The sequence below is a fragment of the Enterobacter sp. 4974935 genome (genome assembly GCF_058661735.1).
This window is the reverse complement of sequence record NZ_JBZWGT010000003.1, coordinates 3,270,700-3,290,225: the sequence shown is the minus strand read 5'-3', so window position 1 is coordinate 3,290,225 and position 19,526 is coordinate 3,270,700. Positions and strand designations below refer to the sequence as shown.

The following is a 19,526-nucleotide window of genomic DNA, read 5'->3' as shown; positions in this document are numbered from 1 at the left end:
TAAATCTGACTCCTGTAAATTCATCAACGTATGGCACGAAAAACCAAACAACAAGCGCTGGAAACCCGACAACACATTCTGGATGTGGCAATGCGTTTGTTCTCACAGCAGGGTGTTTCGGCAACCTCGCTGGCGCAGATTGCTCAGGCCGCGGGCGTCACGCGGGGAGCGATTTACTGGCATTTTAAAGACAAGTCAGATCTGTTTGGTGAAATCTGGGAGCTTTCAGAGTCCAGCATCAGCGATCTTGAGAGTGAGTATCGGGCAAAATTCCCTCACGATCCACTCTCAGTATTAAGAGAAATATTAGTATATATCCTTGAAGCGACTGTTGTGGAAGAACGCCGACGTCTGATGATGGAAATCATCTTCCATAAATGTGAGTTTGTTGGCGAAATGGCGGTGGTTCAGCAGGCGCAGCGCGACCTGTGTCTGGAAAGCTACGATCGCATCGAGCAAGTTCTTAAGGAATGTATGCAGGCCGACATGCTTCCCGCTACGCTGTTAACGCGCCGGGCGGCGATCCTGATGCGCAGTTATATTTCCGGCCTGATGGAAAACTGGCTTTTCGCCCCGCAGTCGTTCGATCTGAAATCAGAGGCGCGCAGCTACGTCGCGATTTTCCTGGAGATGTGCCAGCTTTGCCCGACCCTTCGCAGCGAGGGAGCGCCGCTTACTGCCTGAATCTTTCCAGGAAATGTCTTAGAGGATTACCTTCCCGCTATTCTGCTTTAGCCGGGCGTGATATTCTTCACGCCCGACTATTTTCGGTCATTTCTCAGATCACATTCACGACTATGCTGCACACCTATCGCTCGACACATTCTGTTCTGGCCGTTTTTTTGATCCTGCTGTTTTTCTTTGCAGCCGCACCGCATTCCTGGGCCCGTGCAGACAACGGCAGTGACGTCCCGACGCGTGCCGAGGTTCAGTCGCAACTCGACACCCTGAATAAACAAAAAGATCTCTCCGCCCAGGAAAAGCTCGTTCAGCAGGACCTGACGGAAACCCTGGATACGCTGGATAAGATCGATCGCATCAAAGCCGAAACGGCCCAGCTGCGGCAGAAGGTCGCTCAGGCGCCGGAGAACATGCGTAAAGCAACGGAGGCCCTGAACGCGCTTAGCGACGTTGATAACGACGATGAAACCCGAAAAACGCTTGCCACGCTTTCGTTGCGCCAGCTTGAGTCGCGCGTGGCGCAGCTGCTGGACGATCTGCAAACGGCGCAGTCCGATCTCTCGACCTATAACAGCCAGCTGGTTTCGCTGCAAACCCAGCCTGAGCGCGTGCAGAACGCCATGTATTCTGCATCGCAACAGCTACAGCAGATACGTAACCGTCTGAATGGCATCACTGTGGGGGAAGGGGCGCTTCGACCGACCCAGCAAACGCTGCTGAACATCCAGCAGACGCTGCTGAACGCGGAGATTGAACAGCAGCGTAAGAGTCTGGAAGGCAACACGGTGTTGCAGGATGCGCTGCAAAAACAGCGTGACTACGTGAACGCGAATATCAACCGGCTCGAGCATCAGCTTCAGCTGTTGCAGGAGGCGGTGAACAGCAAGCGCCTGACGCTGACCGAAAAAACGGCGCAGGAAGCGGTCTCGCCAGACGAAACGGCGCGTATCCAGGCCAATCCGCTGGTGAAGCAGGAGCTGGAGATTAACCATCAGCTGAGCGAGCGCCTGATTCAGGCGACTGAAAACGGCAGCGCGCTGGTGCAGCAGAATATTAAAGTCAAAAACTGGCTGGATCGCGCTTTGCAGGCTGAGCGCAATGTCAAAGAGCAGATTGCCGTCCTGAAGGGAAGCCTGCTGCTGTCGCGCATTCTTTACCAGCAGCAGCAGACGCTGCCGTCCGCCGACGAGCTGGAAGACATGACCAACCGCATTGCGGATTTGCGTCTTGAACAGTTTGACGTTAACCAGCAGCGCGATGCCCTGTTCCAGAGCGATACGTTTGTTGCCAAAGTGGAAGAAGGCCATTCAAGTGAAGTAAACGGTGAAGTTCACGACGCGCTGTTGCAGGTTGTGGATATGCGCCGCGAACTGCTCGATCAGCTTAATAAGCAGCTGGGCAACCAGCTGATGATGGCGATTAACCTGCAAATCAACCAGCAGCAGCTGGTGAGCGTGTCTAAAAGCCTCCAGGAGATCCTGACCCAGCAGATTTTCTGGGTGAACAGCAACAAACCCATGGACTGGGACTGGTTTAAATCTTTCCCTGAAACGCTGAAATCCCAGATCAAAAGCATGAAAATTACCGTGAACTGGGAGAAAGCCTGGCCTGCGGTAATGATTGCCTTCCTTGCGGGTCTGCCTTTGCTGCTCATCGCCGGAGTAATACGCTGGCGTTTGAAATGGCTGAAGCAGTACCAGGCGAAGCTGGCCTCGGAAGTGGGGCAACTGCGTAACGACAGCCAGCTGCACACCCCGAAAGCGATCCTGATCGATCTGATCCGTGCTCTGCCGGTCTGCCTGCTGATCCTCGCCGTCGGCCTGATCCTGTTGACCATGCAGCTCAATATCAGCGACCTGCTGTGGGCGTTCAGCAAAAAGCTGGCGCTGTTCTGGCTGGTGTTTGGTCTGTGCTGGAAAGTGCTGGAAAAAGACGGCGTCGCGGTCCGACACTTCAACATGCCGGAGAAACTCACCAGCCACTGGCGTCGCCAGATTGTACGTATCAGCCTCGCGCTGTTGCCGCTGCACTTCTGGTCCGTTGTGGCCGAGCTTTCGCCGCTGCATCTGATGGATGACGTGCTGGGACAGCTGGTAATTATGCTGAACCTGCTGCTGATAGCCGTCCTGATGTGGCCGATGTGCCGCGACAGCTGGCGTGATAAAGAGTCCCACAATCTTCGTCTGGTTACCGTAACGGTGCTGGCGATCATTCCGCTGGCGCTGATGGTCCTTACGGCAACGGGTTACTTCTATACCACGCTTCGTCTGTCAGGCCGCTGGATTGAAACCGTGTATCTGGTGATCCTGTGGAACCTGCTGTTCCAGACCGTGCTGCGCGGTTTGAGCGTGGCGGCGCGCCGCATTGCGTATCGTCGCGCTGTTGCCCGTCGACAGCATCAGGTTAAAGAGGGGGCTGAAGGGGCTGAGCCGCAGGAAGAGCCGACCATTGCCCTGGAGCAGGTCAACCAGCAAACGATGCGTATTACCATGCTGGTGATGATTGCGCTGTTTGCGGTGATGTTCTGGGCCATCTGGTCTGATTTAATTACCGTCTTCGCCTACCTCGACAGTATCACCCTCTGGCAATACAACGGTACCGAAGCGGGCGCTGCGGTAATGAAAAGCGTCACCATGGGCAGCCTGCTCTTTGCGCTGGTGTCGTCGGTGGTGGCCTGGGCGTTGATCCGCAACCTGCCTGGTCTGCTGGAAGTGCTGGTGCTCTCAAGGCTGAACCTGCGTCAGGGGGCGTCGTATGCCATTACCACCATCCTGAACTACGTCATTATTATTGTCGGGGCGATGACGGTATTCGGCTCGCTGGGCGTCTCGTGGGATAAACTCCAGTGGCTGGCGGCGGCGCTGTCGGTAGGTCTGGGCTTCGGCTTGCAGGAGATCTTCGGTAACTTTGTTTCTGGCCTGATAATCCTGTTCGAACGTCCGGTGCGTATCGGCGATACCGTCACCATCGGCACCTTCTCCGGGACCGTCAGCAAGATCCGTATTCGTGCGACCACCATCACTGACTTCGATCGTAAAGAGGTGATCATCCCGAACAAAGCCTTCGTGACTGAGCGACTGATCAACTGGTCGCTTTCGGATACTACGACGCGCGTGGTGGTCCGACTCGGGGTGGCCTATGGTTCAGATCTGGATAAAGTGAAAGAGGTCCTGCTGGAAGCCGCGAAATCACATCCTAAAGTGATGCACGATCCTGCGCCTGACGTGTTCTTCACCACCTTCGGGCCAAGCACGCTGGATCATGAGCTGCGCCTGTACGTACGCGAACTACGCGATCGCAGCTACACCGTCGATGAGCTGAACCGCACCATTGACCGTCTGTGCCGTGAAAACAACATTAATATCGCCTTCAACCAGCTTGAAGTTCACCTGCGTAACGAGAAAGGTGACGAACATACGGAAGTGAAGCGCGAGATTAAGGGTGACGAAAACTCCGCCCCTCACCCTGCCCTCTACCCAGAGGGGAGAGGGTAAAAAGCGAATCAGGGCAGATCTTTCAAACCGCACCTAACGGTCCCCTCTCCCTCCAGGGAGAGGGCTAGGGTGAGGGCAGCCGGCCTTCACCTTTCCCTCAAAATCCCGCCGCACAATCTCCAGCGCTTTCAGCACCGTCTCCGCCGGGATCTCGTGATTCTCCAGCAGCATAATTAAATCGACGGCCAGCTTGACCTCGTCGGGGGCATTTTCCAGTGACATTAGTGGCTCCTGTTAACGGGTCAGGCGTTCAATGACGCGTTCAATCTCATCCAGCGCCTGACGGCAGCGGACGATGCGGCCTTCCAGCGCGCTGATTTCACGCATTAATAACTGCTGCTCTTGCAGCGTTTCGCTGGTGGTCAGGCGGGCTTCGCGCTCACACTTCATCTCAAACAGACGCCGCTCAAACTCCTGGTTCTCCAGCCGCTTGCGCTGCCATTTTCCGAGCCCAGGCGAGGCGCTGTCCCACGCCCGTAGCGGCCAGGCGGCGATTTCGCGGTGCAGGGCGGTGATCTGCTCGGTAAGATGCTCCGCAAGCCACACCACCTGTTCCTGCTGTTCACTCTCAACCGCGTGGCGAAGCTCGTCGAGGTTGGTCTGCATCTCAGCAAGGTAATCCTGAATGACGGTACTGCGGGTGCGGAAGAGCTGCCGATCAAAGCGCGGTTTCAGCGTAGCATGTCCCATCAGCGGTGTGGCCTGCGCCCGCAGCGCGATCAGCTGATTTTGCAGCCTCTCAAGAAGCAGTGCTGTTTTCAATGCGCTCTCCAGTGGTAAAGTAGCCGTTCAGTTTGATAACGATTCGCATTATGCAGCGTACTATTTTAATCATCATTGGCTGGCTCGCGGTAGTGCTGGGTACGCTGGGCATCGTATTGCCCCTGCTGCCGACCACCCCGTTCATCCTGTTGGCCGCCTGGTGCTTCGCCCGCTCGTCGCCGCGTTTTCACCACTGGCTCCTGTACCGTTCGTGGTTTGGCGGCTACCTGCGGCACTGGCAAAAACACCGGGCCATGCCGCCCGGGGCCAAGCCGCGCGCCATTGCCTTCATCCTGATCACCTTCGCCGTCTCGTTATGGCTGGTGAAAATGATGTGGGTGCGCATTCTGCTGCTGGCGATCCTGGTCTGCCTGCTGATCTTCATGTGGCGGATCCCCGTGGTTGATGAAAAGCAACAAAAGCACTGAAGCCTCATCATGGCGGTTGCAATTATGGCGCACAGCCAGTAAATTCGACCGTTTTCGAGCACAGGTGCGCCTGGTCAAAGGTTAAACAACTGTTACTTTGACCGACTCGTCGCGCGCCGTGAGTAACACTGTTTCATTTAGGCACAAACCGATGACCGCAACTGCACAGCAGCTTGAATATCTGAAAAATAGCATCAAAAGTATCCAGGATTATCCAAAGCCTGGCATTCTTTTCCGTGATGTCACCAGCTTGCTGGAAGACCCGAAAGCGTACGCCCTCAGCATTGAACTGCTGGTTGAGCGTTATAAAAACGCCGGGATCACCAAAGTAGTAGGTACCGAAGCCCGTGGCTTCCTGTTCGGCGCACCGGTTGCGCTGGCGATGGGCGTGGGTTTTGTGCCGGTGCGTAAGCCGCGCAAACTGCCGCGTGAAACCATTGCTGAGAGCTATGAGCTGGAATACGGCACCGATCAGCTGGAAATTCACGTTGATGCCATCAAGCCAGGCGACAAAGTGCTGGTGGTGGACGATCTGCTGGCAACCGGCGGCACCATCGAAGCGACCGTGAAGCTGATCCGTCGTCTGGGCGGGGAAGTGACCGACGCGGCCTTCATCATCAACCTGTTCGATCTCGGCGGCGAGCAGCGCCTGGAAAAACAGGGTATTACCAGCTACAGCCTGGTGCCTTTCCCGGGACATTAATCCCGTATCTCACAACCTCGCTCAATGGGTGAGGTTGTGATAGCATTCCCCTCCATTAATTCACCTTCCAGCGTTGCAGAGCCTGCCCATGAGTTATCAGGTGTTAGCCCGTAAATGGCGACCACAAACCTTTGCTGACGTTGTCGGTCAGGAACATGTGCTGACGGCCCTGGCGAACGGCTTGTCGCTAGGTCGCATCCATCACGCCTATCTTTTCTCCGGCACCCGTGGCGTCGGTAAAACCTCTATTGCCCGTCTGCTGGCAAAAGGTCTGAACTGCGAAACCGGGATCACCGCCACCCCGTGCGGCGTATGTGACAACTGCCGGGAGATCGAGCAGGGGCGTTTTGTCGATCTGATCGAGATCGACGCCGCCTCGCGCACCAAGGTGGAAGACACCCGCGATCTGCTCGACAACGTGCAGTACGCCCCGGCGCGCGGCCGCTTCAAGGTCTATCTGATCGATGAAGTACACATGCTGTCGCGCCACAGCTTCAACGCCCTGCTGAAAACGCTGGAAGAGCCGCCTGCGCATGTCAAATTCCTGCTGGCGACCACCGATCCGCAAAAGCTGCCGGTCACGATCCTGTCGCGCTGCCTGCAATTCCATCTGAAGGCGCTGGACGTTGAGCAGATCCGCGCACAGCTTGAACACATTCTTGATGAAGAGAAGATCGTTCACGAGCCGCGCGCCCTGCAGCTGCTGGCCCGCGCGGCGGACGGCAGCCTGCGTGATGCGCTGAGCCTGACTGACCAGGCAATTGCCAGCGGTGACGGTAAGCTTTCCACTGACGCGGTTAGCACCATGCTCGGCACGCTGGATGACGATCAGGCGCTGTCGCTTATCGAAGCGATGATCGCCGCCAACGGTGAGCGGGTAATGACCCTCGTCAACGATGCCGCCGCCCGTGGCATTGAATGGGAAGCGCTGCTGGTCGAGATGCTCAGCCTGCTGCATCGCGTGGCGATGCTGCAATTGTCTCCGTCGGCCATTGGCGCGGACATGGCGACCATTGAACAGCGGATGCGTGAACTTGCGCGCACCGTGCCGCCGGCTGACGTGCAGCTTTATTATCAAACCCTGCTGATTGGCCGCAAAGAGCTGCCGTTTGCACCGGATCGCCGGATGGGCGTTGAAATGACGCTGCTGCGCGCGCTGGCCTTCCATCCGCGCAAGCCATTGCCGGAGCCGGAAACGCCCCGGCAGTCCTTTGCGCCGGTTGCGCCGACCGCGGTAATGTCACCGCAGCAGGTGCCACCGCAACCGGCATCGCCGCCGCCGCAGAACGTGCCGCTGTCGGATGCCACCAGTTCGGTGCTTGCCGCACGAAGCCAGTTGCAACGTGCGCAGGGAGCAACCAAACCAAAAAAGAGTGAACCGGCAGCGCCTGCAAGAGCGCGGCCGGTGAACAACGCCGCGCTTGAACGACTGGCCTCGGTAACGGAGCGCGTGCAGTCGCGTCCGGCACCGTCCGCGCTCGAGCAAAAAGCCCCGGCGAAAGAAGAGGCATACCGCTGGAAGGCGACTACCGTTGTTGAAACGGTCAAGGAAGTGGTCGCCACGCCAAAAGCGCTGAAAAAGGCGCTTGAGCATGAAAAAACGCCGGAGCTGTCCGCGAAGCTCGCGGAAGAGTCCATCGAGCGCGACGCCTGGGCCGCTGAGGTCAGCAAACTTCAGCTGCCGAAGCTGGTGGAGCAGGTCGCGCTGAATGCCTGGAAAGAGCAGGAAGGCAATCAGGTGCGTCTGCACCTGCGCCCTGGCCAGCGGCACCTCAACTCCCCAGGCGCGCAAAAGGCGCTGGCCGAGGCGCTTACCGCATTACAGGGTGTGCCGGTTGAATTGACTATCATTGAAGATGATAATCCGGCGGTGAAAACGCCGCTCGAGTGGCGACAGGCGATTTATGAAGAGAAGCTCGCGCAGGCGCGCGAGTCGATTATCGCGGATAACAACATCCAGACCCTGCGCCGGTTCTTCGACGCCGATCTGGATGAAGAGAGTATTCGCCCCCTTTGATCGTGAGTCTGACTTACGGTTGTAATCCTTAACGTGAAAGAAGAGAGAAGCCTATGTTTGGTGGAAAAGGCGGTCTGGGTGGCCTGATGAAGCAGGCTCAGCAGATGCAGGAAAAAATGCAGAAGATGCAGGAAGAGATCGCTCAGCTGGAAGTCACGGGTGAATCGGGTGCCGGTCTGGTCAAGGTGACCATCAACGGTGCGCACAACTGCCGTCGCGTTGAAATCGACCCGAGCCTGCTCGAAGACGACAAAGAGATGCTGGAAGATCTGGTTGCAGCCGCGTTTAACGATGCCGCTCGCCGTATCGACGAAACCCAGAAAGAGAAAATGGCCTCTGTTTCCAGCGGTATGCAACTGCCGCCGGGCTTTAAGATGCCATTCTGATGCAAACCAGTCCGCTGCTCACGCAGTTAATGGAAGCACTGCGCTGCCTGCCGGGCGTTGGCCCGAAGTCGGCGCAGCGTATGGCGTTTACGCTATTGCAGCGCGACCGCAGCGGCGGGATGCGCCTGGCGCAGGCTCTGACCCGCGCCATGTCAGAAATTGGTCACTGTGCGGATTGCCGGACCTTTACCGAGCAGGACGTCTGTAACATCTGCACGAACCCGCGTCGTCAGGAAAACGGTCAGATTTGCGTGGTGGAGAGTCCGGCGGACATCTACGCCATCGAACAAACCGGGCAGTTTTCCGGCCGCTATTTCGTGCTGATGGGGCATCTCTCCCCGCTGGACGGCATCGGCCCGGATGATATCGGTCTCGATCGTCTTGAACAGCGTCTTGAGTCCGAGACGATCAAAGAGGTGATCCTCGCCACCAACCCGACGGTGGAAGGGGAGGCAACCGCCAACTACATCGCCGAGCTGTGCGCGCAGTACGGCGTTGACGCCAGCCGCATCGCCCACGGCGTGCCGGTCGGCGGTGAGCTGGAGATGGTCGACGGCACCACGCTGTCGCACTCGCTGGCCGGACGACACAAGATTATTTTCTGACCAAACGGAGGCTGCGTGCGCGGCCTCCGCTTGAAAATTCCCCCCCTTATCCCCATCTCTCACTCAACGTTTTACAACCCCATTAAATGGCATTGTTGAGGTCGACTTAGATGAAAGGACAAGAAACCCGTGGTTTCCAGTCAGAAGTAAAACAGCTTCTGCACCTGATGATCCATTCCCTGTATTCCAACAAAGAAATCTTCCTGCGTGAGCTGATTTCCAACGCCTCCGATGCGGCGGACAAGCTGCGCTTCCGCGCGCTGTCCAACCCGGATCTGTACGAAGGCGATGGCGAACTGCGCGTGCGCGTCTCTTTTAATAAAGAGAACCGCACCCTGACGATTGCCGATAATGGCATCGGGATGAACCGCGACGAGGTGATCGACCATCTCGGCACCATCGCTAAATCCGGCACCAAAGCGTTCCTCGAGTCCATGGGCTCTGACCAGGCGAAAGACAGCCAGCTGATCGGTCAGTTCGGCGTAGGCTTCTACTCGGCATTCATCGTGGCGGATAAAGTCACCGTGCGCACCCGCGCCGCGGGCGACAGCGCCGAAAACGGCGTGCTGTGGGAATCCAAAGGGGAAGGCGAATACACCGTTGATGATATCACCAAAGCGGATCGCGGCACCGAAATCACTCTGCACCTGCGCGAAGGCGAAGACGATTTCCTGAACGACTGGCGCGTACGCTCCATCATCAGCAAATATTCTGACCACATCGCGCTGCCGGTTGAGATTGAAAAACAGGAAGAGAAAGACGGCGAAACCGTGGTTTCCTGGGAGAAAATCAACAAGGCGCAGGCGCTGTGGACGCGCAACAAAGCTGAAATTAAAGACGACGAGTACAACGAGTTTTACAAGCACATCGCCCACGACTTTACCGACCCGCTGACCTGGAGCCACAACCGTGTGGAAGGGAAGCAGGAGTACACCAGCCTGCTGTACATTCCGGCGCAGGCGCCGTGGGACATGTGGAACCGCGATCACAAGCACGGCCTGAAGCTGTACGTGCAGCGCGTCTTCATCATGGACGACGCCGAGCAGTTCATGCCGAACTACCTGCGCTTTGTGCGTGGCCTGATAGATTCCAACGATCTGCCGCTGAACGTCTCCCGTGAAATTCTCCAGGACAGCACCGTCACCCGTAACCTGCGTAACGCCCTGACCAAGCGAGCGTTGCAGATGCTGGAAAAACTGGCGAAAGACGATGCGGAAAAATACCAGACCTTCTGGAAACAGTTCGGCCTGGTGCTGAAAGAAGGCCCGGCGGAAGACACCGCGAACGTGGAAGCTATCGCTAAACTGCTGCGCTTCGCCTCTACGCACAACGACTCCTCCGCCCAGACCGTATCGCTGGAAGAGTACGTCTCCCGAATGAAAGAAGGGCAGGAGAAGATCTACTACATCACCGCCGACAGCTATGCGGCAGCGAAGAGCAGCCCGCATCTGGAGCTGCTGCGTAAGAAAGGCATCGAAGTGCTGCTGCTGTCTGACCGCATCGACGAGTGGATGATGAACTACCTGACCGAGTTCGACGGTAAATCCTTCCAGTCCGTTGCTAAAGCCGACGAGTCTATCGATAAGCTGGCGGATGAAGTGGACGACAGCGCGAAGGAAGCCGAGAAGGCGCTGGAGCCGTTCGTTGAGCGCGTGAAAACCCTGCTGGGCGACCGCGTGAAAGAGGTGCGCTTCACGCACCGTCTGACCGATACGCCAGCCATTGTCACCACCGATGCGGACGAAATGAGCACCCAGATGGCGAAACTGTTCGCTGCGGCGGGCCAGGCCGTGCCGGAAGTGAAATATATCTTTGAGCTTAATCCGGATCATCCGCTGGTGAAACGCGCGGCGGATACCCAGGACGACGCCCGCTTTGCGGAGTGGGTTGAACTGCTGCTGGATCAGTCCCTGCTGGCCGAGCGCGGCACCCTGGAAGATCCTAACCTGTTCATTAAACGTGTGAATGCGCTGCTGCTGGCGTAATACAAAACCTACCCCTCACCCTGGCCCTCTCCCCAAAGGGGAGAGGGTTTAATCGTCCCCTCTCCCCTTTGGGGAGAGGGTTAGGGTGAGGGGGCATTCTCGCACTAACCCAAATAATCTCCCCCCGTTAACCGTTTCAGCCTCCCCGCCTTCCTTGAGCGATACCCGTTCTGGTGGTATTGTTTAGCGCTTTTGAAAAATTGAATCGACATTTGAGGGGATTTTCGCAATGCGTATTATTCTGCTTGGCGCTCCGGGCGCGGGTAAGGGAACTCAGGCTCAGTTCATCATGGAGAAATACGGTATTCCGCAAATCTCTACTGGTGACATGCTGCGTGCCGCTGTTAAATCTGGCTCCGAGCTGGGCAAACAAGCTAAAGACATCATGGACGCAGGCAAGCTGGTGACCGACGAACTGGTTATCGCGCTGGTAAAAGAGCGCATTGCTCAGGAAGACTGCCGCAATGGTTTCCTGCTGGACGGCTTCCCGCGCACCATTCCTCAGGCTGACGCCATGAAAGAAGCTGGCATCAACGTGGATTACGTGCTGGAGTTCGATGTACCGGACGAACTGATCGTTGACCGTATCGTTGGCCGTCGCGTGCACGCTGCCTCTGGCCGCGTTTACCACATCAAATTCAACCCGCCTAAGGTTGAAGGCAAAGACGACGTGACCGGCGAAGAGCTGACCACCCGTAAAGACGATCAGGAAGAAACCGTGCGTAAACGCCTGGTGGAATACCATCAGATGACCGCACCGCTGATCGGCTACTACTCCAAAGAGGCGCAGGCGGGTAACACCAAATACGCGAAAGTTGACGGCACCAAAGCCGTGGCTGACGTACGTGCAGAGCTGGAAAAAATCCTCGGCTAAGCGCACCTCTCTCACCCGGAGCCCCGGGTGAGAAAAATTCTCATCTTACCTATTACAGCAATGGGTTTCGTTTAAACGCATTTCCGCTACAATTGACAGCCTATCAAATGGTTAAGAGGCGTGAATGAGTCAGGCGAAAACCGGCATCCTGCTTGCCAATCTGGGCACCCCAGAAGCACCTACTCCAGCGGCGGTAAAACGCTACCTGCGACAATTTTTAAGCGACACGCGCGTCGTGGATACCCCAAGACTGCTGTGGTGGCCACTGCTGCGTGGTGTCATTCTGCCGATTCGTTCTCCGCGTGTAGCAAAGCTCTATCAGTCCGTGTGGATGGAAGAAGGCTCGCCGCTGATGGTCTACAGCCGTCGTCAGGAGAAGGCGCTGGCCGCCCGTCTGCCGGACATGCCCGTTGCGCTCGGTATGAGCTACGGTAAGCCATCCCTGGAAAGCGCCGTCGACTCTCTGCTGGCGCAGGGCGTTGAACACATTGTGGTGCTGGCCCTTTATCCGCAGTATTCGTGCTCCACGGTGGCTGCCGTCTGGGACGAACTGGCACGCATTCTGGCGACCCGCCGCCGTATACCGGGCATCACCTTTATCCGCGACTACGCCGATAACGAGCTGTACATTCAGGCGCTTGCCAGCAGCGCGCGCGCGTCGTTTGAAAAACACGGCGAGCCGGATCTGCTGCTGCTCTCCTATCACGGTATTCCGCAGCGTTTCGCGAACGAAGGGGACGATTACCCCCAGCGTTGCCGCGATACCACCCGCGAGCTGGTCTCCGCCCTCGGCCTGCCGCCTGAGAAGGTGATGATGACCTTCCAGTCGCGCTTCGGTCGTGAACCGTGGTTGACCCCGTATACTGATGAAACGCTAAAAATGCTGGGCGAGAAGGGCGTGAAGCACATTCAGGTTATGTCGCCGGGCTTCTCGGCGGATTGTCTGGAAACGCTGGAAGAGATTGCCGTCCAGAACAAAGAGTTCTTCATGGAGGCCGGCGGAACGAAATACGAATACATTCCTGCGCTTAACGACTCCCCTGAACACATCGATATGATGGTGTCACTGGTCACCACCCGCCGCTGATCGCGTTACGGGCCGGGTTTGTGCTACCATTCCCGGCCCGTATTCTTTGCACAGTTCAGACCATGAAATTTCCCGGTAAACGTAAGTCCAAACACTATTTCCCCGTCGATGCCCGCGATCCGCTGTTACAGCAAATTCAGCAGGAAAGCGAAACCAGCGCTGCCTGGGTGGTCGGTATCGATCAGACGCTGGTGGACATTGAAGCCAAAGTGGATGATGCGTTTGTCGCACGTTACGGTCTGAGCGCCGGGCACTCGCTGGTGATTGAGGATGACGTTGCCGAAGCGCTGTATCAGGAACTGATGCGCGAAAATCTTATCACCCACCAGTTTGCTGGCGGCACCATCGGTAACACCATGCACAACTACTCCGTTCTGGCAGACGACCGCTCGGTGCTGCTTGGCGTGATGTGCAGCAATATCGAAATCGGTGGCTACGCCTACCGCTACCTGTGCAATACCTCCAGCCGCACCGATCTGAACTATTTGCAGGGCGTTGACGGGCCGATTGGTCGTTGCTTTACGCTGATAAGCGATTCCGGCGAGCGTACCTTTGCCATCAGCCCCGGCCATATGAACAAGCTACGCGCTGAAAGTATTCCGGAAGAGGTGATCGCGGGCGCGTCTGCGCTGGTGTTGACGTCTTATCTGGTGCGCTGCAAGCCGGGCGAACCAATGCCGGACGCAACCATGAAGGCAATTGAGTATGCGAAGAAATACAACGTGCCTGTGGTTCTGACGCTGGGCACCAAATTCGTCATTGCCGACAACCCGGAGTGGTGGCAGGCCTTCCTGAAAGAACACGTCTCGATTCTGGCGATGAATGAAGAAGAAGCCGAAGCGCTGACCGGCGAAAGCGATCCGCTGCTGGCGTCTGATAAGGCGCTGGACTGGGTGGATCTGGTGCTCTGCACCGCCGGGCCGGTCGGGCTGTACATGGCGGGCTTCACGGAAGAAGAGAGCAAGCGGAAAACCCAGCACCCGCTGCTGCCGGGCGCTATCGCCGAATTTAACCAGTACGAGTTCAGCCGCGCCATGCGTCATAAAGACTGCATCAACCCGCTGCGTATCTTCTCCCACATTGCACCGTATATGGGTGGCCCCGAGAAGATCATGAACACCAACGGCGCGGGCGACGGCGCGCTGGCCGCGCTGCTGCACGACATCACCGCTAACGCCTACCACAAAACCAATGTGCCGAATTCCAGCAAACACACCTTCAACTGGCTGACCTATTCCTCGCTGGCGCAGGTGTGCAAGTACGCGAACCGCGTGAGTTATCAGGTGCTGAACCAGCATTCACCGCGCTTAACGCGTGGGCTGCCGGAACGGGAAGACAGCCTCGAAGAGGCGTATTGGGACAGGTAAAAGAAGACCCCTCACCCTGGCCCTCTCCCCAAAGGGGAGAGGGAACTTGAACACCCTCTCCCCTTTGGGGAGAGGGCCAGGGTGAGGGGACCAGGCCGCACAAAATTTACCCCGTCACCGCCTCTTCAACCGGCGGCTTCGTCAGCATTGTCAGCATCGTATTCGCAATCTCACGCTCACCCATCACCACCTGATTCGCGCCGCGCTCGGTAATGTACTCCACTTCGTCATCATAATGGGCGCGGGCTATGATTTCGATATGCGGGCATTTTTCACGGGCTGTGGCGACAATCTCGCCAGCCTCGTAACCGTTCGGGATAGTGAGCAGCAGCCAGCGAGCGCAGTCCAGATGCGCCAGATTCATAATTTCTTCGTTAGCCGCGTTGCCCAGCACCGCGCGGATGCCGCGTTCGCGAAGTTCGTCGACGCGGGTGCGTGACGTTTCAATCACTACAAGTGGAATGCCCTGAGCCATCAGTTTTTCACCCAGCAGGCTGCCGACGCGGCCAAAACCGACCAGCAGCGCGTGGTTGCAGATATCCACCGGGATCTGTTTCTCTTCTTCTGTCGCCTCTTCCAGCGTCAGCTCTTCGAGGGTTTCGGTCTTCTCGAGATATTTCTCCAGCAGGGCAAACAATACCGGGTTCAACATGATGGAGAGGATCGCCCCCGCCAGCACCAGATTTTGCCCAGCCTGTGGCAGCAGATTCAGGGCCATTCCCAGACCAGCCAGAATAAAGGCGAACTCGCCAATCTGCGCCAGGCTGGCGGCGATGGTCAGCGCCGTGCGCGGCGAGTGACCGAACATCCGCACCAGGAAGAAGGCGGCAACGGACTTACCAAAGATGATGATTGCCAGCGTACCCAGCACGGCCAGCGGCTGCTGGATGAGGATCATCGGGTCGAACAGCATCCCGACGGAGACAAAGAACAGCACCGCGAACGCATCACGTAGTGGCAGAGTATCGTGCGCGGCACGGTGGCTCAGCTCGGACTCGTTCAGCACCATCCCGGCGAAGAACGCGCCCAGCGCAAAGGAGACGTCAAACAGCTCGACAGCGCCAAAGGCAATGCCCAGCGCCAGCGCAAGGACCGAAAGCGTGAACAGTTCACGCGAGCCGGTGGCGGCGCTGCGGGACATGATCCACGGCACCAGACGGCGGCCCACCAGCATCATGATGGCAATAAACGCCACAACCTTACCGATGGTAATGCTCATATCCAGCGCCAGCGAAGCGAAGCCGATATTCTCTTTTTCCATCATCCCGGCGACGGCGGGCAGCAGTACCAGCGTCAACACCATCACCAGATCTTCAACTATCAGCCAGCCAATCGCGATTTGCCCGCGCTGGCTGTCTATCAGCTGCCTCTCTTCAAGCGCGCGCAGCAGCACCACGGTACTGGCGGTTGAAAGACACAGCCCAAATACGATACCGGTCATGATTGACCAGCCCAGCACCGCCGAAAGCGCCATGCCCAGCAGCGTCGCCACCCCTATCTGGGCGATCGCTCCCGGTATGGCGATCGACTTTACCGCCATCAGATCCTTTAGGGAAAAATGCAGTCCGACGCCAAACATCAGCAGGATAACGCCCAGTTCCGCCAGCTCCGGTGCAAGTTTGGTATCTGCGACAAAACCCGGCGTAAAGGGTCCTGCCAGCACGCCCGCTAACAAATAGCCTACCAGGGGCGAAATACGCAGTTTGTTGGCAATCATGCCGAGGATAAAAGCGAGCACAAGTCCACCAACAATGGTGGTGATAAGCGGTGTGGCGTGGTGCATTCCGTCTCCTTTCGCGATGGGTGATCCATTTTTGGTGCAAATACCAAAAAGCCGATTAATAGTTTATGACAATTTTTACGCTTATGTTTATGAATAATTGTTGAAATCACAATAAAAAGGCAATAAGCACGAAAAAAGGCAGATTTTGATAAATTTGCTGAGGGGAGGGAGAGGAAAGCCTTATGGCATCAGGTTATCCGGCTGCCAAAGTTTAACTTTGGCAGCCATGAAGTTACGCTTTATGACGGTTGTCAGGCAGGAATATGGTCAACATCCCCAGAAGTGGCAGGAAAGCGCAGATTTTATAGACCAGGAAGATGCTGGTGTGGTCTGCAACCATCCCTAACACGGCGGCGCCAAGGCCGCCCATGCCAAAGGCAAAACCGAAAAAGAGACCGGAAACCATACCGATACGTCCCGGCAGCAGCTCCTGCGCATAGACCAGAATGGCTGAAAACGCCGACGCGAGAATAAAACCAATAATCACTGTCAATATTCCGGTCCATTCCAGCGTTGCGTACGGTAAAACAAGCGTAAACGGCGCAACGCCGAGGATAGAGCCCCAAATCACATATTTACGTCCGATTTTATCTCCCACAGGCCCGCCAATCACCGTGCCTGCCGCCACCGCAAACAGGAAGGCAAAGAGATGGAACTGGGCGTTTTGTACCGATAATCCGAATTTTTGCATCAGATAGAAGGTGTAATAGCTGCTAATGCTCGCCATATAGAAATATTTCGAGAAAATCAGCACCAGCAACACGCTGACGGCAAGGATCACCTTATTACGCGGAAGGGGATTGGTTATCTTCGCGACAGGTTTTCCCTTATTTACGCGGTGCTGCGCGGCATACCAGCGGCTGATTTGCGCCAGGACGACAATCGCCAGCAGCGCGGCCAGCACAAACCACGCCACGTTGCCTTTGCCGTAAGGCGCGATAATTACCGCCGCCAGCAGAGGACCGAGGGAGCTACCAAAATTCCCCCCCACCTGGAACAGAGACTGCGCCAGCCCGTGGCGTCCGCCGGAGGCCATACGCGCCACGCGGGACGATTCCGGATGGAACACCGATGAACCGGTTCCCACCAGCGCCGCGGCAACCAGTACCGCCTCAAAGCTGCCCGCCATGGCCAGCAGCACCAGCCCGCTCAGGGTGAAGCACATCCCAATGGGCAGCGACCATGGCATCGGGTATTTGTCCGTCCAGTAGCCCACCACCGGCTGTAGCAGCGAAGAGGCCAGCTGGAAGGTCAGGGTGATCATCCCGATCTGCACGAAGGTTAATGAGAACTCAGACTGCAACAGCGGGTAGATCGCCAGAATCAGCGACTGGATCATGTCGTTGAGCAGATGAGAGAGACTGATTGCGCCTAATACTTTGAAGGAAGTGCGCGATTTCGGCGGCGACGCCGGAACGCCCTGAACAGGCTGGGTTGATTCACTGATTGCCATAAATACCACGTCAATTTGTAATTAGAGATGCAGGGAGTAATTATTATCCGACTAACATACCCGTCCGTGACATTTGAAGAAAGTCGCAATTCTGAAAACTTATTTGTCTATTCTTGTGAGTCACTGTAATTTTTGCGTTTGTCTATGGGTCAGGGAGAGAGAAGATGAAGTTAATAAAGCGTGGCGTCGCGCTGGCGCTCATCGCCGCATGGGGGCTGACAAGCCTGCCCGCGCAGGCGTATGAAAAAGATAAAACCTATAAAATTACCATTCTGCATACTAACGATCATCACGGCCATTTCTGGCGCAGCGAATACGGTGAATATGGCCTGGCGGCGCAAAAAACGCTGGTGGACGGCATTCGTAAAGAGGTCTCGGCTCAGGGCGGCAGCGTGCTGTTGCTGTCGGGCGGGGATATTAATACCGGCGTACCGGAATCTGATTTGCAGGATGCCGAGCCTGATTTCCGGGGCATGAATTTAATTGGTTACGACGCGATGGCGGTCGGAAACCACGAGTTTGATAACCCGCTGAGCGTATTGCGCCAGCAGGAAAAGTGGTCCAAATTTCCGTTCCTTTCCGCCAATATTTATCAGAAAAGCACCGGCGAGCGCCTGTTTAAACCGTGGGCGCTCTTTAAGCGTCAGGATCTGAAGATCGCGGTCATCGGCTTAACCACCGACGATACGGCCAAAATTGGCAACCCTGAATTTTTCACCGACATCGAATTCCGTAAACCGGCGGACGAAGCGAAGCTGGTGATCCAGGAGTTGCAGCAGAATGAAAAACCGGATGTGATTATCGCTACCACCCACATGGGGCATTACGACAACGGTCAGCACGGCTCTAACGCGCCGGGCGACGTGGAGATGGCGCGCAGCCTTCCTGCGGGCTCGCTGGCGATGATTGTGGGCGGTCACTCACAGGATCCGGTCTGCATGGCTTCTGAGAATAAAAAGCAGGTAGATTATGTGCCCGGCACGCCGTGCGCCCCGGATCGTCAGAACGGGATCTGGATTGTACAGGCCCACGAGTGGGGTAAATACGTTGGCCGTGCGGATTTCGAATTCCGTAACGGCGAGATGAAGCTGGTGCACTATCAGCTCATCCCGGTCAACCTGAAGAAGAAAGTGACCTACCCGGACGGCAAAAGCGAGCGGGTACTCTACACGCCAGAGATCGCTGAAAACCAGCAGATGCTCTCCCTGCTGACGCCGTTCCAGAGCAAAGGGAAAGCGCAGCTGGACGTGAAGATAGGCACGCTTAACGGACGACTGGAAGGGGACCGCAGCAAAGTCCGCTTCGTACAAACCAACATGGGGCGTCTGGTGCTGGCCGCGCAGATGGCGCGCACGAATGCGGATTTCGGCGTGATGAGCGGCGGCGGTATTCGTGATTCCATCGATGGCGGAAACATCACCTATAAAGACGTGCTCAAAGTGCAGCCGTTTGGCAACGTGGTGGTGTATGCGGACATGAGCGGGAAAGAGGTAATTGACTACCTGACCGCCGTGGCGCAGATGAAGCCGGACTCCGGAGCGTATCCGCAGTTTGCTAACGTCAGCTTCGTCGCGAAGGACGGTAAGCTCAACGATCTCAGTATCAAAGGCGAACCTGTTGATCCGGCGAAAACCTACCGCCTGGCAACGTTAAGCTTTAACGCCACCGGCGGCGACGGCTATCCGCATATCGATAACAAACCGGGCTATGTAAATACCGGGTTTATTGATGCGGAAGTGTTGAAGCAGTTTATCCAGCAAAATTCACCGATTGACGTGAACGCGTATGAGCCGAAGGGCGAGGTGAGCTGGCAGTAGAGCGGGTGTGTTGTGCCGGGTGGCGGCTACGCCTTACCCGGCCTACATTCGAATCGTAGGCCCGGTATGCGCAGCGCCACCGGG

General features: G+C 56.7%; 16 protein-coding genes and 1 other annotated feature. Of the genes, 12 read left to right on the top strand and 4 right to left on the bottom strand.

The genetic code is table 11. From position 1 onward, the window contains the following. Window positions 1-30: 30 nt before the first annotated feature. Together acrR and mscK are read left to right on the top strand one after the other, a co-directional pair. Window positions 31-684 carry a multidrug efflux transporter transcriptional repressor AcrR gene (acrR, locus tag AC4OVS_RS17065; RefSeq protein ID WP_032624732.1) on the top strand — a complete coding sequence of 218 codons (654 nt, stop codon included), beginning with the start codon at window positions 31-33 and terminating at the stop codon, window positions 682-684. A 113-nt stretch (window positions 685-797) separates the two neighbouring features. Beyond that, entirely contained in the window at window positions 798-4,175 is a 3,378-nt protein-coding gene (gene mscK, locus AC4OVS_RS17060) for a mechanosensitive channel MscK (RefSeq protein ID WP_491922590.1), read from the top strand. 33 nt (window positions 4,176-4,208) lie between these two features. Here the strand turns inward: mscK and rsmS are convergent, their stop codons facing one another. Further along, the gene (rsmS, locus tag AC4OVS_RS17055) at window positions 4,209-4,397 is read right to left on the bottom strand and encodes a pleiotropic regulatory protein RsmS (RefSeq protein ID WP_038415536.1); all 189 of its coding nucleotides are present in this window, start codon (window positions 4,395-4,397) and stop codon (window positions 4,209-4,211) included. 12 nt (window positions 4,398-4,409) lie between these two features. Further along, the gene (gene priC / locus AC4OVS_RS17050; RefSeq protein ID WP_022647276.1) at window positions 4,410-4,937 is read right to left on the bottom strand and encodes a primosomal replication protein N''; all 528 of its coding nucleotides are present in this window, start codon (window positions 4,935-4,937) and stop codon (window positions 4,410-4,412) included. Between the two features lie 50 nt (window positions 4,938-4,987). Between priC and AC4OVS_RS17045 the strand changes: the two genes are divergently transcribed. The 9 genes from AC4OVS_RS17045 to AC4OVS_RS17005 all read left to right on the top strand — a co-directional run bounded on the left by AC4OVS_RS17045 (window position 4,988) and on the right by AC4OVS_RS17005 (window position 14,389). Next, complete coding sequence (locus AC4OVS_RS17045) at window positions 4,988-5,365, top strand: DUF454 family protein (protein WP_023299466.1); 378 nt, start codon at window positions 4,988-4,990, stop codon at window positions 5,363-5,365. A 151-nt stretch (window positions 5,366-5,516) separates the two neighbouring features. Beyond that, on the top strand, window positions 5,517-6,068 hold the full coding sequence (apt, locus tag AC4OVS_RS17040) for an adenine phosphoribosyltransferase (RefSeq protein WP_000127359.1): 552 nt from the start codon (window positions 5,517-5,519) through the stop codon (window positions 6,066-6,068). A gap of 88 nt (window positions 6,069-6,156) precedes the next feature. After that, window positions 6,157-8,085, top strand: a complete 1,929-nt coding sequence (gene dnaX / locus AC4OVS_RS17035; protein WP_023299467.1) for a DNA polymerase III subunit gamma/tau — start codon at window positions 6,157-6,159, stop codon at window positions 8,083-8,085. Next, window positions 7,415-7,479 (top strand) — a sequence feature (DnaX frameshifting element). It overlaps the preceding gene by 65 nt. A gap of 53 nt (window positions 8,086-8,138) precedes the next feature. Beyond that, complete coding sequence (locus AC4OVS_RS17030; protein ID WP_003858972.1) at window positions 8,139-8,471, top strand: YbaB/EbfC family nucleoid-associated protein; 333 nt, start codon at window positions 8,139-8,141, stop codon at window positions 8,469-8,471. Then, a complete protein-coding gene (gene recR, locus AC4OVS_RS17025) occupies window positions 8,471-9,076 on the top strand; it encodes a recombination mediator RecR (RefSeq protein WP_006809843.1) in 606 nt (201 codons plus the stop codon). Before AC4OVS_RS17030 ends, recR begins: the two co-directional genes overlap by 1 nt. Before the next feature lie 110 nt (window positions 9,077-9,186). After that, window positions 9,187-11,061, top strand: coding sequence for a molecular chaperone HtpG (htpG, locus tag AC4OVS_RS17020; RefSeq protein ID WP_015571245.1), 1,875 nt, complete (start codon window positions 9,187-9,189; stop codon window positions 11,059-11,061). Between the two features lie 229 nt (window positions 11,062-11,290). Beyond that, entirely contained in the window at window positions 11,291-11,935 is a 645-nt protein-coding gene (adk, locus tag AC4OVS_RS17015) for an adenylate kinase (protein WP_022647279.1), read from the top strand. A 124-nt stretch (window positions 11,936-12,059) separates the two neighbouring features. Beyond that, window positions 12,060-13,022 carry a ferrochelatase gene (hemH, locus tag AC4OVS_RS17010; RefSeq protein WP_017383216.1) on the top strand — a complete coding sequence of 321 codons (963 nt, stop codon included), beginning with the start codon at window positions 12,060-12,062 and terminating at the stop codon, window positions 13,020-13,022. 62 nt (window positions 13,023-13,084) lie between these two features. Then, the gene (locus AC4OVS_RS17005; protein ID WP_022647280.1) at window positions 13,085-14,389 is read left to right on the top strand and encodes an inosine/guanosine kinase; all 1,305 of its coding nucleotides are present in this window, start codon (window positions 13,085-13,087) and stop codon (window positions 14,387-14,389) included. Between the two features lie 106 nt (window positions 14,390-14,495). On the opposite strand, the gene ybaL is transcribed toward AC4OVS_RS17005, so the two are convergent. Next, the gene (gene ybaL, locus AC4OVS_RS17000; RefSeq protein WP_022647281.1) at window positions 14,496-16,172 is read right to left on the bottom strand and encodes a YbaL family putative K(+) efflux transporter; all 1,677 of its coding nucleotides are present in this window, start codon (window positions 16,170-16,172) and stop codon (window positions 14,496-14,498) included. Between the two features lie 232 nt (window positions 16,173-16,404). Beyond that, window positions 16,405-17,625: an MFS transporter gene (locus AC4OVS_RS16995; protein WP_022647282.1), complete on the bottom strand. Its 1,221-nt coding sequence runs from the start codon at window positions 17,623-17,625 to the stop codon at window positions 16,405-16,407. A 164-nt stretch (window positions 17,626-17,789) separates the two neighbouring features. Between AC4OVS_RS16995 and ushA the strand changes: the two genes are divergently transcribed. Next, on the top strand, window positions 17,790-19,442 hold the full coding sequence (gene ushA, locus AC4OVS_RS16990) for a bifunctional UDP-sugar hydrolase/5'-nucleotidase UshA (RefSeq protein ID WP_491922589.1): 1,653 nt from the start codon (window positions 17,790-17,792) through the stop codon (window positions 19,440-19,442). Window positions 19,443-19,526: the final 84 nt, after the last annotated feature.

Excerpts from the sequence above, each read along its gene's own strand:
- acrR (WP_032624732.1), top strand. The coding sequence starts at position 31 with ATGGCACGAAAAACCAAACAACAAGCGCTGGAAACCCGACAACACATT.
- mscK (WP_491922590.1), top strand. The coding sequence starts at position 798 with ATGCTGCACACCTATCGCTCGACACATTCTGTTCTGGCCGTTTTTTTG.
- rsmS (WP_038415536.1), bottom strand. The coding sequence starts at position 4,397 with ATGTCACTGGAAAATGCCCCCGACGAGGTCAAGCTGGCCGTCGATTTA.
- AC4OVS_RS17045 (WP_023299466.1), top strand. The coding sequence starts at position 4,988 with ATGCAGCGTACTATTTTAATCATCATTGGCTGGCTCGCGGTAGTGCTG.
- apt (WP_000127359.1), top strand. The coding sequence starts at position 5,517 with ATGACCGCAACTGCACAGCAGCTTGAATATCTGAAAAATAGCATCAAA.
- dnaX (WP_023299467.1), top strand. The coding sequence starts at position 6,157 with ATGAGTTATCAGGTGTTAGCCCGTAAATGGCGACCACAAACCTTTGCT.
- AC4OVS_RS17030 (WP_003858972.1), top strand. The coding sequence starts at position 8,139 with ATGTTTGGTGGAAAAGGCGGTCTGGGTGGCCTGATGAAGCAGGCTCAG.
- recR (WP_006809843.1), top strand. The coding sequence starts at position 8,471 with ATGCAAACCAGTCCGCTGCTCACGCAGTTAATGGAAGCACTGCGCTGC.
- htpG (WP_015571245.1), top strand. The coding sequence starts at position 9,187 with ATGAAAGGACAAGAAACCCGTGGTTTCCAGTCAGAAGTAAAACAGCTT.
- adk (WP_022647279.1), top strand. The coding sequence starts at position 11,291 with ATGCGTATTATTCTGCTTGGCGCTCCGGGCGCGGGTAAGGGAACTCAG.
- hemH (WP_017383216.1), top strand. The coding sequence starts at position 12,060 with ATGAGTCAGGCGAAAACCGGCATCCTGCTTGCCAATCTGGGCACCCCA.
- AC4OVS_RS17005 (WP_022647280.1), top strand. The coding sequence starts at position 13,085 with ATGAAATTTCCCGGTAAACGTAAGTCCAAACACTATTTCCCCGTCGAT.
- ybaL (WP_022647281.1), bottom strand. The coding sequence starts at position 16,172 with ATGCACCACGCCACACCGCTTATCACCACCATTGTTGGTGGACTTGTG.
- AC4OVS_RS16995 (WP_022647282.1), bottom strand. The coding sequence starts at position 17,625 with ATGGCAATCAGTGAATCAACCCAGCCTGTTCAGGGCGTTCCGGCGTCG.
- ushA (WP_491922589.1), top strand. The coding sequence starts at position 17,790 with ATGAAGTTAATAAAGCGTGGCGTCGCGCTGGCGCTCATCGCCGCATGG.